The sequence below is a fragment of the Oerskovia gallyi genome (assembly GCF_014836745.1).
Lineage (GTDB): Bacteria > Actinomycetota > Actinomycetes > Actinomycetales > Cellulomonadaceae > Oerskovia > Oerskovia paurometabola.
In genome coordinates this window covers 70,467-83,768 of sequence record NZ_JACSQE010000010.1, presented here as the reverse complement: position 1 = coordinate 83,768, position 13,302 = coordinate 70,467, and the positions used below count along the sequence as shown (strand labels likewise).

Annotated in this window: 12 protein-coding genes; 9 read left to right on the top strand and 3 right to left on the bottom strand. The window is 73.6% G+C overall.

Annotation, left to right across the window (positions count from 1 at the left end):
* Positions 1–3: 3 nt before the first annotated feature.
* Both H9640_RS13180 and H9640_RS13175 read left to right on the top strand, forming a co-directional pair.
* On the top strand, positions 4–636 hold the full coding sequence (locus H9640_RS13180; protein WP_191791176.1) for a nucleoside/nucleotide kinase family protein: 633 nt from the start codon (positions 4–6) through the stop codon (positions 634–636).
* A gap of 101 nt (positions 637–737) precedes the next feature.
* The gene (locus H9640_RS13175; RefSeq protein ID WP_191791175.1) at positions 738–1,208 is read left to right on the top strand and encodes a hemerythrin domain-containing protein; all 471 of its coding nucleotides are present in this window, start codon (positions 738–740) and stop codon (positions 1,206–1,208) included.
* A 65-nt stretch (positions 1,209–1,273) separates the two neighbouring features.
* On the opposite strand, the gene H9640_RS13170 is transcribed toward H9640_RS13175, so the two are convergent.
* Complete coding sequence (locus tag H9640_RS13170; RefSeq protein ID WP_191791174.1) at positions 1,274–1,687, bottom strand: winged helix-turn-helix transcriptional regulator; 414 nt, start codon at positions 1,685–1,687, stop codon at positions 1,274–1,276.
* Positions 1,688–1,773: 86 nt separating this feature from the next.
* Here H9640_RS13170 and H9640_RS13165 point away from each other — a divergent pair, with 86 nt between their 5' ends.
* Entirely contained in the window at positions 1,774–2,634 is an 861-nt protein-coding gene (locus tag H9640_RS13165) for an NAD(P)H-binding protein (protein WP_191791173.1), read from the top strand.
* A gap of 36 nt (positions 2,635–2,670) precedes the next feature.
* On the opposite strand, the gene H9640_RS13160 is transcribed toward H9640_RS13165, so the two are convergent.
* Positions 2,671–3,405: a DUF4097 family beta strand repeat-containing protein gene (locus H9640_RS13160; protein WP_191791172.1), complete on the bottom strand. Its 735-nt coding sequence runs from the start codon at positions 3,403–3,405 to the stop codon at positions 2,671–2,673.
* A 299-nt stretch (positions 3,406–3,704) separates the two neighbouring features.
* Between H9640_RS13160 and H9640_RS13155 the strand changes: the two genes are divergently transcribed.
* The 6 genes from H9640_RS13155 to H9640_RS13130 all read left to right on the top strand — a co-directional run bounded on the left by H9640_RS13155 (position 3,705) and on the right by H9640_RS13130 (position 9,877).
* Positions 3,705–4,955 (top strand): ROK family transcriptional regulator, encoded by a 1,251-nt coding sequence (locus H9640_RS13155; RefSeq protein WP_191791171.1) that lies wholly within the window; start codon positions 3,705–3,707, stop codon positions 4,953–4,955.
* Positions 4,939–5,928 carry a polysaccharide deacetylase family protein gene (locus H9640_RS13150; RefSeq protein WP_191791170.1) on the top strand — a complete coding sequence of 330 codons (990 nt, stop codon included), beginning with the start codon at positions 4,939–4,941 and terminating at the stop codon, positions 5,926–5,928. Before H9640_RS13155 ends, H9640_RS13150 begins: the two co-directional genes overlap by 17 nt.
* On the top strand, positions 5,925–7,313 hold the full coding sequence (locus H9640_RS13145; protein ID WP_191791169.1) for an MFS transporter: 1,389 nt from the start codon (positions 5,925–5,927) through the stop codon (positions 7,311–7,313). Before H9640_RS13150 ends, H9640_RS13145 begins: the two co-directional genes overlap by 4 nt.
* A 118-nt stretch (positions 7,314–7,431) precedes the next feature.
* Complete coding sequence (locus tag H9640_RS13140; RefSeq protein WP_191791168.1) at positions 7,432–8,247, top strand: MBL fold metallo-hydrolase; 816 nt, start codon at positions 7,432–7,434, stop codon at positions 8,245–8,247.
* Positions 8,248–8,334: 87 nt separating this feature from the next.
* A complete protein-coding gene (locus tag H9640_RS13135; protein WP_191791167.1) occupies positions 8,335–9,135 on the top strand; it encodes a class I SAM-dependent methyltransferase in 801 nt (266 codons plus the stop codon).
* 103 nt (positions 9,136–9,238) lie between these two features.
* Positions 9,239–9,877: an SRPBCC family protein gene (locus tag H9640_RS13130; RefSeq protein ID WP_138827071.1), complete on the top strand. Its 639-nt coding sequence runs from the start codon at positions 9,239–9,241 to the stop codon at positions 9,875–9,877.
* Positions 9,878–9,983: 106 nt separating this feature from the next.
* On the opposite strand, the gene H9640_RS13125 is transcribed toward H9640_RS13130, so the two are convergent.
* On the bottom strand, positions 9,984–13,127 hold the full coding sequence (locus tag H9640_RS13125; protein WP_191791166.1) for a DUF5979 domain-containing protein: 3,144 nt from the start codon (positions 13,125–13,127) through the stop codon (positions 9,984–9,986).
* Positions 13,128–13,302: the final 175 nt, after the last annotated feature.

The window sequence follows — 13,302 nt, the reverse complement described above, 5'->3', positions numbered from 1 at the left end:
CGGGTGCGCGTCGAGCCGGTCAGCCCCGAGGTCCTGGTCGCGCGGGTCGCCGCGCTCGTCGCGGGCCACCCCTGTGCCGGTGGTGCGGTGCGCGTGCTCGTCGACGGCCACCCCTCGACGCACCCGGAGACGCTCGCCGACCAGCTCGTCGAACCCCTGCGCGTCGCGGGCCGCCCGACGGCGCGCATCGGTGTGCGGGGCTTCCTGCGGCCCGCGTCGCTGCGGCTCGAGCACGGCCACGAGGACCCGGACTCGTTGCTCGACGAGTGGATCGACGTCGGGGCGCTGAACCGGGAGGTGCTGACCGCCGTCGGGCCGGACGGGGACGGGCGCTACCTGCCGAGCCTGCGCGACCCCGTGACGTCGCGCTCGACGCGCGCCGACTACGTCGAGGCGCCCCCGGGGCTGGTCGTGCTGCTCGACGGGTCGCTGTCGCTCGGGCGCGGGCTCGACGTCGACCTGACCGTCCACCTGGCGCTCCAGGACGCGACCCTCGCGCGGCGCACGCCACCTGCGGACGCCTGGACGCTGCCCGCGTACGCGCGGTACCGGGCAGAGGTCGCCCCGGAGCGGGACGCCGACGTGGTCGTGCGCGTCGACGACGCACGGCGCCCCGCGTGGGTCGACGTCCGGTAGGGTCTGCGCAGCGTCGCGTGCCGGTGGCAGACCGTGCCAGGTATGGAGGCGCCGGACACGAAGGAGCACGACGATGACGACGTCGACCCCTTCGCCCTCGCGTGACTGAGGGCGAGAAGACCAGGCTCGTCGCCTGGAGCCGCGAGCTGCGCGCCGTGCACGCCCGGCTGCGCGAGGCGCTGCGCGCGACCCGGGCCGCGCTCGACGACGGAGAGCCCGCCGAACCCGCGACCCGCGACCTGCTGCTGTTCTGCCACGGCTTCTGCACCGCCCTGACGGGCCACCACGAGGGCGAGGACCGCGAGCTGTTCCCCGCGATCGCGGCCGCCCACCCCGAGCTGGTCGGGACCCTGCGCAACCTGAGGCAGGACCACTCGATGATCGCGCACCTGCTGAGCGGGCTGCTGGCCGCGGTCGACCGGGCGGCGACGCCGGACGAGCTCGACCGTCACCTCGAGGGGGTCGCCGCGATCATGGAGTCCCACTTCCGCTACGAGGAGCGCGCGCTGCTCACGGTGCTCGACTCGCTCGCGCTCGACGCCGACGTCCGCGACGTCCTGGGACCGCTCTAGCGCGCCCGGGCGGCGCGTGCCCGACGGCGGCGCGTGCCCGACGGCGGCGCGCCCGGCCGCGTGCCTCAGCGCACCTCGGAGCCCGGGTTGAGCGCGTCCCACCGCTCGCGCGAGGCCGCGATGCCGTCGCGGTGGTCGGCCGACCAGTCGGCCAGGACCTTGACCAGCCGCGTGAGGCTGTGGCCCGACGCGGTGAGCTCGTACTCGACCTGCGGGGGCACGGTCGCGAACACCGTGCGCGTGACCAGGCCGTCCCGTTCGAGCCGGCGCACCGTGAGCGTGAGCATGCGCTGCGAGATCCCCGGGACCGCGCGCTGGAGCTCGCGGAACCGCCGGACCCCCTGGGCGAGCTCGACCACGACGAGCACCGACCACTTGTCGCCGATCCGGTCGAGGACGTCACGGATGCCGCAGTCCTCGTGCGGTTCGCCGCACGAGACGACGGGGGACGTGGTCACTGCGGTGTGCCCTGCTGACATCGAAGTGCCTCCTTACGGTCGGTCCTGGTCCGCGGCGACGATGGTCCCGCTCGTGAAGACAACCACACCATCGGAAGGACCTGCCCATGCTGCTCGTCACCGGAACCTCCGGCGCCCTCGGTGGGGCGGTCGCCGCCCGCCTCGCCGACCGGGACGACGTGCTGAGGGGGTCTCGGGAGCCCCGGGGGCCCGGCGCGCGGCTGGTCGACTTCGACCGGCCCGAGACCCTGCCCGCCGCGCTCGACGGGGTCGACGTGCTCCTCGTGGTCTCGGCGGGGTACGCCGAGGACGACGTCGTGCGGGCACGGCACGGGGCGGTGGTCGACGCCGCGGCGACCGCCGGTGTGCGGCACGTGGTCTACACGAGCCTCGCGGGAACGGCCGAACGGTTGACGATCGCGCTGGCCCACCGGTGGACCGAGGCCCGGCTCGCGGGCGCGCCGTTCGACGTGACGATCCTGCGCAACGGCCTGTACGCCGAGGTCCCGGTCGCACTCGCGGTCGGGTTCACGGCGCAGCCCGACGGCGTGTTCGCGGCTCCGTGGGGAGACGGCGCGGTGTCCGTGGTCCACCGCGACGACCTCGCGGACGTCGCCGCACGGGTGGCCGCCGAGGTGCACGACGACGTCCGCGCGGGTCGGAGGTCAGGGCATGCGGGACGCGTCTACGAGCTCGCCGGGGACGCGCGCCTCACGGGGTCGGACGTCGCCGCGCTCGTCGGTGGCAGGTACGAGGCGGCTCCGCTCGGCGGAACCTGGGACGCGCTGGCCGCAGGGGTCCCGCCCTACCAGGTGGCGCACGCGGCGTCGATCTTCGCGACCCTCGGTGCGGGCTTCCTCGCGCGCGGGGACGACGACGCGGACCACCTGGCGGAGCTGCTCGGACGCCCTCCGCGCCCGGTCACGGACGTGGTGCGGGGAGTGCTGGGTTCCCGCCCGGCACCATGACGCGCGTGGCGCGTGCGACGGCGTCCCGGCGCCACCTCAGCCGCGTGAGACGGTGACCCGCCCGTTGGACGAGGACGCGTCGATCGTGAACTCGCCGTCGGGGTCGTCCGGGACGCTGACGTCCGTGCCGCCCAGGTCGGTCTCGGCGTGCACCCGGTAGCTGCCGTCGGGGACCCGGACCTGGACCTTGCCGTTGTCGGTCGCCGCCCGGACGTCCTGCGGGGTCGTGATCGAGATCTCGACCGATCCGTTCGACGTCTCGGCGTCGATGCCGTCGGTGCCTCCGAGCCGGGTCCCGGTGATCTTGCCGTTGGAGGTCCGCGCGACGATCCGCGCGTCGACGTCGGTGAGGGTGATGGACCCGTTCGACGTCTCGACGTCGACCGCGCCGGTCGCGTCCAGGTCGATGCTGCCGTGCGACGTCTCGCCCGTGACGGGCAGCCCGGCGGGCAGGTCGATCGAGTAGCTCGCGGAGCAGTACCGACCGCACCCGGACAGGACGAGGACGCCGTCCTCGACGCGGTGCGTCTCCTGCTCGGGGTAGGAGCCCGCGTAGTCGACCGTGCGCTCGATGCCGACCTCGGTCGCCGAGCCGTCCCCGCGCAGCGTGACGGAGCCGGCCTCGAGGTCGAGGCGCACCGCGGTGATCTCGTCCGTGACGGTGTAGGTGTCGGTCGCGATCGACCGCGGCCCGAACCCGCACGCCCCGAGCGTCACCGCCGCGACGGCCACCAGGCCCGCCGTCACCAGTCGCCGGTTCGTGGTCCGCATGTCGATCCCCTGTTCGTCGTGTCCGAGGCGTTCGTGGAGTGGTGGGGGCCCCGCCCCCCGGCGGGGCCCACCACCATCGAGGCTAGGGTGCGCGGACCCCTCGGCGACATGGGGTGTTCCCCCCATCTCGCCCTCGGGGTGAACCCCGAGAGCGCTCCGCACCGCAGGCCGGGACACGGGGGTGAACACTCTCCGCTCGCCGAGCGCGCACGAACCCCGGCGCGGTACTCTCGCCCGGGTAGGGAGGTTTCCGACCTACTCATGTCCAGGGGAACGACCGTCGACGGAGACCGGTAGACATGCTTCTTGCAGGAGATCAACGACTGCTCCGGGAGATCAACGCCCGCGCAGTCCTCGAGGTGCTCGACGCCCACGACACGCTCGGACGACCCGAGATCGTCGCGGCCACGGGCCTGTCCAAGACCACCGTGGCGCTCGCGCTGCGCACCTTCGTCGAGCACGGGCTCGTCGAGGAGGCCGGCCTCGACCACGACAGACGCGGCCCCGCAGCCACGCTGTACCGCGTCGACCCCGAGCACGGGTACGCGCTCGCGGTCGACATCGGTCACGTGCGCGTCCGTGTCGCGCTGGTCGACCTCGTCGGCCGCGTCCGAGCCCGCGCCGAGCAGCCGCTGTCCGCGAAGGAGCCCGAGGCGCGCGCGAGCACGGTCGAGAAGCTCGCCGCGCACTGCGTCGCCGCGGTGCGCCACGACACGGGGGCCGAGTCCGTCGCGGTCCGGTGCGCCGTCGTCGGGCTCCCGGCGATCGTGGACGCCGACCACGCCATGGTGCGCCGCGTGCCCGGCCTCGAGAAGGGCGGGCCAACGTTGCACGCGGCCCTCGAGGAAGGCCTCGGCTGTCCCGTCGTGCTCGAGAACGACGTCAACCTCGCCGCGATCGCCGAGCAGCGCACGGGCGCGGGCAAGGGGCTCGACTCGTTCGTGCTGCTGCGCCTGGGGATCGGGCTGGGCGCGGGCATCGTCATCGACGGCAGGCTGCACCGCGGCGCGTCCGGCGGGGCCGGCGAGGTCGCGTTCCTCCCGCAGCCCGGCCGCGCCCTCGGCGCCGAGAGCATCGGCGCCGCGTCGCTCGCGACCTCGGCCAAGGAGGCCGGCCTGCCCGCAGGTCTCGCACCGCACGAGGTCCTCGACCTCGCGGCCGACGGCGACGAGCGTGCCGTCGCGGTCGTCGACGAGCTCGCCGGACGCCTCGCCGTGCTCGTCGCGTCGGTCGCGCTCCTGCTCGAACCGCAGAAGATCTTCCTCGCGGGCGTCGCGCGCGAGGACGCGGTCCTGGGCCGCGTCCAGACCTACCTCGCCGAACGGGTCGGCATCCTGCCGATCGTGGTCGAACCCAGCGCCGTCGCGGCCGACGCCGTGCTGCTCGGCGCCGCGGCCCTCGCGCGGGACGCGCTGCGCGACCAGGCGTTCACGGCCGCGGTACGGCGCGCCGCCGAGTCGGAGGACCTGCCCGACGACGACGCGCCCCTCGACGCAGACCTCACCACCGGCCTCTCCTCCCGAGGAGCCGACGATGCGCGCACCCTCTGACCTCGTGACCCGGCTCGGCCTCCCGCCGGACGCCCGGGCGCTGATCCTCAACGCCGACGACTTCGGCATGTGCCGCGCCGCCAACCGCGCGATCACCGAGCTGCTCGTCGCGGGCCACCTCGACTCCGCGACGCTCATGGTGCCGTGCCCGTGGGCCCCCGAGGCGCTCGCGTTCGCGGCCGACCGCACCGACCTCGACCTGGGCGTGCACCTCGTGCTCACGAGCGAGTGGACCCGGTACCGGTGGCGCCCACTCACCGGGATCGGGACGACCCTCGTCGACGACGCCGGGTACTTCCCGGCCGACTGCCGCAGCGTCGAGCTCCGGGCGAGCGACGCGGACGTCGTGGCCGAGCTCGCCGCCCAGCTCGACGCGGCGCTCGCCGCCGGCATGGACGTCACGCACCTCGACAACCACATGGGCTCGGTCTACGGGCTGGAGACCGGCCGCAGCCTCCTGCCGCAGGTCTTCGGGCTCGCGGCCCGTCACGGCCTGCCGTTCCGGCTGCCGCGCACGGTCGGCCTGGGGCTGCCCGACACGTACCGGTCGGTGCTCGACCAGGCCGCGGCGGCGGCCGACTCGGCCGGCGTCGTGATCCTCGACCACCTCGCCACCCACCCCTTCGAGCTCCTCGGGGAGGGGACGCCCGACGAGGAGGACTTCGCCTCGATGAAGGCGGGCTTCCTCGACCTGCTCCGCGCGACCGAGCCGGGGGTCACCGAGGTCTTCCTGCACCCCATGCTCGACGACGACGAGCTCGGCGACGTCGCCGACCACTCGGTCGCCAAGCGCGGCTTCGAGCGCCGGCTGCTGGCCGACCCCGACGTCGCCGCGACCCTCGCCGAGGAAGGGATCGTGCGCGTCGGCTGGCGCGACCTGCGCGACGTCCAGCGCGGGCTCGAACCCCGGGCGCGAGACGCCTCGGGCGCCCTGTCCGCGCGGGCGAGCGACGCCGTCGGGGGTGCTCGATGAGCGCGCTCACGGCCCTGCGCGACCGCCGTCTGACCGGTCTCCCCACGCGCGGTCAGACCCTCGCCTACGGCGCCTCGGCGTTCCCCGCGAACCTCATGGCGCAGACGTTCTCGGCGTTCGTCGTGTTCTTCTACGTCGACCACCTGCGGCTGCCCGCGGGCTGGGTCGCGGGCGCGATGGTCGCGCACGGCATCCTCAACGCAGTCCTCAACCCGCTCGTCGGCGCGGCCTCCGACCGGCACCGCACCCGCTGGGGGCGCCGCGTCCCGTGGATCGGGCTGGGGATCGTGCCGCTCGTCGCGGCGTTCTCGCTCGTGTGGATGCCTCCCGAGGTCAGCCCCACGGGGCTGCTCGTCTGGTTCCTTGTGGTGGTCGCGGTCTACGACGTCGCGTACGTCGCGGTCGTCCTCAACACCTCGGCGCTCTTCCCGGAGATCTTCCGCACGACGGCGGAGCGCGCCCGGGGCAACACGCCGCGCCAGATCTTCGGCCTGGTCGGGATGATCCTGGGCACCGCCGCGGCACCGCTGCTCTACGGCTCGCCGCTCGGGTGGGTCGGCATGGGACTCGTGCTCGGTGCGCTGTGCCTCGCGTTCTACCTGTGGTCGCTCGCGGGCATGGTCGAGAGGCCCGTCGACGAGGTCGAGGTCAAGGCCCGCGAGGCCGCGCTGCCGCTGCGCGAACAGCTCCGGTACACGTTCGCGAACAAGGCGTTCGTGACGTACGTCCTGGGGTCCCTGCTGCTCCAGTCCACGACCGCGCTCCTGCTCGCGTCGGTGCCGTTCTACGTGCGCTACGTGCTGGGCGGTGCCGAGGCCGACGCGACGCTCGTGCTCGCGCCGATCTTCGTCGTCGCGATCCCCGCGATCGTCGGCTGGTCCTGGGTGGTCCGCAAGGTCGGGCCGCGCCGGGCGTTGCTGTGGTCGGTCGCGGCGTACGGCGTGGCCGTGGGGCTGTTCATGCTGCCCGGGTCGCTGCCGGGGGCCATGGCCGTGGCCGGGCTCGTGGGCATCGGGGTCGCGGGCATGATGCAGCTCCTCGAGGTCGCGCTCGGCCAGGTCATCGACGACGACGAGCGGCGGACCGGGCTGCGCCGCGAGGGCATGTACTTCGGGGTCAACGGGTTCGTGGTGCGCGGCTCGGTGATCGTGCAGGCGGTCGTCATCGCGGCGGTCCTCGGCGCGACGGGCTACGACGCCGGTCTCTCGGTGGCGGACCAGCCCGAGGCCGTGTCGACCGGGATCCGCGTGCTCATGGGCGGCGTGCCGCTCGTGGTGGCCGGGCTGGCCTGGCTCTGCTTCTGGGTGTACCCCTTGCGCGGGCTGGACGTGCCCGGCGCCGCCGGTGACGACGAGCCGCGGAGTGTCGAGGCGCTGAGCCGCTGATCCCGACGCCTCGATGACGTGTCGGAGATGACGTGTCAGAGTGGGCGTGACCCATGGGTCACGCCCACTCTGACACGTCGGTCAGGACAAGGGCTCGACGAGGGAGAGGACGACCCCGATGACGTGGTGGATCTGCCGGACGTGCGCCGTCGAGCACGCGGACCGTCCCGAGGTGTGCGCGATCTGCGCCGACGAGCGCCAGTGGGTGCCCGCGGACGGTCAGGCGTGGACGACGCTCGACGAGCTCGCGGCCGAGGGGCACGAGGTCTCGGTGACCGAGCTCGAACCGGACCTCTTCGCGCTCGCGGGGCACCCCGGGGTCGGCATCGGGCAGGAGTCCAAGATCGTGCGGACGTCGGCCGGGATGCTGCTGTGGGACCCGGTCGGGTACCTGGACGACGACGCCGTGCGCCAGGTCCGGGCGCTCGGCGAGGTCGTGGCCGTCGTCGCGAGCCACCCGCACATGTTCGGGGTCCAGGTCGAGTGGAGCCGCGCGCTGGGGGACGTGCCCGTCCTCGTCGCCGAGGCCGACGCGGGGTGGGTCGCCCGCCCCGACCCGGTGATCGAGACGTGGTCCGAGGACCGCGAGATCCTGCCGGGCGTGACGCTCTCCCAGCCGGGCGGGCACTTCCCCGGCAGTGCCGTCGTCCACTGGGCGGCCGGTGCGCAGGGGCGTGGCGTCCTGCTCAGCGGTGACACGATCTTCGCGAACCCAGACCGCACGTCGGTGAGCTTCATGCGCAGCTACCCCAACCGGATCCCGCTGTCGGGGGCCGTGGTGGACCGGGTCGCGACCCATGTCGAGCGCTTCGCGTTCGACCGGCTCTACAACAACTTCGAGGGCGTGATCCCCGTGGGTGCGCGGGGCGTCGTGCGCCGGTCCGCGGACCGGCACGCGGCGTGGGTGCGCGGGGACTTCGACCACCTCACGTAGGGCTGCGGCTCGTCGCCGAGCGCTTCGCCGACGGACGGCCCGAGCTGCACGCTCGACGTACAGGGATATCGGCGACAGGATGTCCGCGTGAGCACCGGACCAGCGCTGGACCCCGAGATCCTGGACTTCTACACCGACCGCTACCGCGAGGAGCGTCGCCTCCATGCGACCGCTCACGGTCGCCTCGAGCTGCTGCGCACGCGCGAGCTCCTGAGCAGGTTCCTCCCGGCAGCCCCCGCAAGGGTGGTCGACGTCGGGGGTGCGACCGGGGTGCATGCGGCCTGGCTCGCGGACGCCGGGTACGACGTCGACCTGATCGACCCCGTGCCGTCGCACGTGGCCCGTGCGGCGGAGATCCCGGGGGTGCGTGCGCAGGTCGGGGACGCGCGGGAGCTGCCCTTCACGGACTCCTCGGCGGACGCCGTGCTCGTCCTGGGGCCGCTCTACCACCTCACGGAGCGGCCCGACCGGTTGCTCGCACTCCGTGAGGCGGCGCGCGTGGCGCGCAGCGGAGGCGTCGTGGTCGCCGCGGCGATCAGCCGGTACGCGGGGCTCCTGGAGCTCGCGGCCGTGGGGGAGGTGTCGGACGAGACGGAGGCGTCGCTGCGTCGCGCTGTCGAGACCGGCCTGCACGACCCGCGGTCCGGCTTCACGACCGCGTACTTCCACCGTCCCGACGAGCTCGCGGGGGAGCTCGAGGACGCGGGGCTGGGGACGGTCGCGGTCTACGGTGTCGAGGGGCCGAGCGCCCCGGCGCTCGACAACCTGCCGCTGGACGAGGCCGAGCCCCTGCTGGGTTCCGCGGTCCGGGCGGCGCGCCTGCTCGAGCAGGACCCGGCGATGATCGCCGCGAGCCCGCACTTCCTGGCCGTCGGCCTCGTGGGCTGACCGTCCACGACACGCTTGTGCAATCCGTCACAAGCGTCGCGACTTCGGTCCCCGGAGATGCGACGATCGAGACAGCCGAGGTCCCACGACGGAGGAGACTGCCATGAGACCGCTCGTACGACGGACCGCCGCTGCGGCGCTCCTGGTCGGAGCGCTGCTCCTGACCCGACGCCTGACCATGACCTGGGGGACCCGCGACGGCGAGCCGTCCGAGCCGCTCGCGGGCGACGAGATCGTCCCCGACGCCGACGCGGTCGCGACCCGCGCCGTCACGATCGACGCCCCGCCGCGCGAGGTGTGGAAGTGGGTCCTGCAGCTCGGCCAGGGGCGCGGAGGCTTCTACAGCTACGAGTGGCTCGAGAACCTCGTGGGCTGCGACATCGAGAACGCGGACCGGGTCGATCCCCGGTGGCAGCGTCTCGCGGTCGGCGACGACGTGCGCCTCCACCCCGACGTCGCGCTGCGCGTCGCCGCGATGGTCCCGGACCGGCACCTCGTGCTGCGGGGAGCGGTGCCGGTCGGTGCGTCGGCGCCGCCGTACGACTTCACCTGGTCGTTCGTGCTGCGCCCCGTCGCCGACGGCGCCACGCGCCTCGTCGTGCGCGAGCGCTACGGGTACACGCGCTGGTGGTCCGGGGCGATCGTCGAACCGGTCCAGCCCGTCAGCTTCCTCATGAGCGCGCGCATGCTGCGCGGCATCCGCGACCGCGCCGAGGGGCGCGTGGGCGAGAAGGCCGCCTGAGGCGAGCGGCGCCGTCGGGCGGGAGATCTTGCCCGACGGCGCCGCTCACCGTCAGCGGTGCGTCCTGCGCCCGTCGCCCGCCAGCACGGGCGGGGGCCTCAGTGCGTCACGACCGGCGCCGTCGAGCGGCGACCCGCAGCGTCGCACCGCCCGCGACCAGGAGCATCGCGCCCCCGAGGAGAGCGAGCGGCACCGTGACGCCGGTGTTCGAGAGCCGGTCGACCCCCGGGCCCGGGCGTGCCGGGTTCGTGTCGAGCGTGTTGGTCACGACGACCCCGACCACGGTGCCGTCGCCGACGCGGACCTGCTCGGTGCTGAGGACGGCCTCGGTCCAGGTGGCACCGGCGACCGGCGCGGGCGCCTCCTCGACGAGCGTCACGAGGGCGCCGTAGGGGAGGGGCTCGCTGACGCCGGGCACGCCGTCGGCCGTGACGACCACGGTGCCCTCGCCCGCTGCGAAGCCGTCCCCCGCGGGGTACGTGTAGCGCACGACGAACTCGGCGTCGGCCGGCAGGAGGTGCGCACCCGTGCCGACGACGTCCTTGCGCACCGAGAGGTACCCGGTCGTCCGCTCGATCGAGTTGACGACGTCGAGCGCGTAGGTCGAGTCCTTCGTGACGACGAAGCTGTTCGCCGCGCCGTACGTCGGGGCCGACCAGGTACCGCCCTCGACGGCCTCGGGCGAGTCCTCGGCGACCGTGACCACGGCCCCGGCGGGGATGTCGCGAACCGTCACGGTGGTGCCGTCACCCGGCACCGAGACCGTCGTCGCTTCGAGGGCCGCCCAGGTGTCCCCGGCAGGATAGGAGTAGGTGAACGTGTACTCGTCCTCGGGCGCGACGAGCGCGGCACCTGACCCCTCGACACGCTTGGAGAGCGCGAACGCACCCACGTCCCGCGAGATCGAGTTGGTGAGCGTGACCTCGCTCGTCGTCCCGTCACCGATCGTCACGACCCTGGGCGCGAAGGTGCCGACCTCGCCCCAGGTCGCTCCTGCGACGTCGGCAGGGGGGAGCTCGGAGAGGGTCAGGACCGCACCGTAGGGCAGGGGACCGCTCGTGACGACCTCGCCGTCCGCCGGCACGACGAGCCGACCGTCGCCAGCGGCGAAGCCCGTGCCCGCGGGGTACGTGTACCGCACGACGAACGTGTCGTCGGCGGGCACGAGCCCTGCGCCGGTCCCCTCGATCGCCTTGCGGACCGAGACGAACCCCGCGTTCAGGGTGATGACGTTGTCGAGGTCGACGGCCACGACGTCGTCCTTGATCACGGTGAACGTCTGCTCGCTGAACGCCGGTTCGCCCCAGGTGCCGCCCTCGACCTCGTCGAGGACCTCCGTGAGCGTGACGCGGGCGCCCGCGGGCACCTGGTCGACCACGATCGCGGGCTCGCCCGCCGTGACGGTCACCTCGCCGGTGCCCGCCTCGTCGATGCCCTGCGCCGGGTCGGCGGGGTAGGACCACCGGACGGTGAACGTGGGGTCGGTCACGAGCCCGGCCCCGTCCCCCGCGAGGCGCTTGGTGAGGCTGAACGCGCCGAGGTCCCGCGTCACGGTGTTGGTGACGGTCACGTCCACGGTGCCGCTCGCGTCGGTCACGAACACCTCGGAGGGCGAGACGGCGGGCGACGACCAGGTGCCGCCCGGGACCTTCGTCGGGGCGGGCTCGGTGAAGCGGACGGTCGCCCCGACCGGGAGGTCGGGGACCGAGACCCGGTCACCCGTGGCGGGCAGGGTCACGCGGCCGCTGCCCGCCCCGATGCCGCGGCCGGGCACGGCGTCCCAGGCGTAGGCCAGGGTGAACGACAGGTCCTGAGGGAGGCGGAGGCCGTCGTCGTTGACGACGACCTTGTGGGCCTGGACGGCTGCGCGGGCGAGGGTCGCCCGGTTGACCAGGCGGATCTCGGTGACGCCACCGAGGTTCGACCGGTCGGCGCCGAAGGTCAGCTCGAGGCGCTCGGAAGTGGTGCCGTCCGGCTGGACGAAGACGGGGTCGGCCCAGGTGACGTTCTCCGGTCCGGTGGGCGCGATCTCCTCGAGGCGGACCGTGGTGCCCTTGAACAGCTCGTCGGTGAGGAACGTCTGGCCGTCGCGCAGCTCGACGGTGCGCTCGTCGGTGACCTGGCCGTCGAGCAGCGCCGTGTAGCGCACGCTGAACGCCGAGGTCAGGGTCGTGTCGCCGTGGAGCTCCTTGGTGAGCTGGAGCTTGCCGAAGTTGCGGCCGACGACGGTGCCGGAGCCCGACCAGCGCGTGGCCTGTCCCGTGACGACGTGCGAGACGTCTCCCTCGATCGTGTACCGGGCCGTGTTCGCGTAGGTGGTGGCCTTGCCCTCGTCGAGGGCGCGGACCGTCCACTCGACGCGGTAGACCGACCCGGTCAGACCGGTGTGACCTGGGGGGAGCGACTCGCCCGCGGCACCGGCGACCGAGGTGAACTCGACCCGCAGCCCGTCCGCGGAGACGGTGACGTCGGAGGGTCCCTTGGCCCGGAGGTCGGCCTGCTCGCGGCCGAGCCGGTCGTAGCTCGTGGAGCGGCCCTCGTAGACGGTGGGCGTGCCGATGAGCTCGTAGGCCGTGGGGTCGAGCACGTCCTCGACGACGACGTCGAGCCCTGCGGGCATGCCGTCGCTCGGCGCGGGGACGGACACCGTCCAGGTGATCGTGTCGGTGAGGTTGTCGTACCAGCCCCACTTGCCCTCGTGCTGGCCCTGGTAGGTGCAGCTCTCCGTGCAGCGGTCGGGGTTGGGCGTGACGGTCACGGTGACGGGGCCGTCGACGGTACCGAAGTCGAACACGTGCTCGACGGTCGAGAGGTTCTCGAGCCAGACGTCGGCCCGGACGGTGAACTCCCCGCTCATGGCGACCTCGTGCCCGTCGACGTACGCGGGGTCCACGGTGCACGTGATGGTCGTGGCGCCCACGACGCACTCCCCGGCCGGATCACCGTCGGGAGAGATCATCGCGAACCGGTCCGCTCGCCCGGTGAGTCCCGCGGGCAGGTCGACGCTCACGCTGACGGGGTTCGTCGCCTCGCCGGGGACGCTCCACCGGACGGTGAGCTCCTGGGTGCTGCCGTCGGCGAGCTCCTGCTTGCTGAACGAGATGCTGTCGACCGAGATCGGGGTCCCGGTCGCCGCATGGGCGGCGGGGATGGTGGTCAGTACCGAGGTGAGCGCGAGGAGGAGGGTCAGCAGGAAGGCGACCGGTGATCGTCGTCCTGTGTGCGTTCTCCGGTCGGGCAGGGCAGTCACGTCTCGCGGGTCCTCTCGTCGCGCGGCGGTGCCGCGGCGCGCCCGGCCGGTCCGGGCACTCCGGGGGAGACATCACCGGTGCGCGGACATGACGTCATATTCCGGTGATACCGGTCACAGAGTTAGACGTGCGTACCAGAATCCGCGCGGAAGGGGGCGCTCACGCCGCTCGACC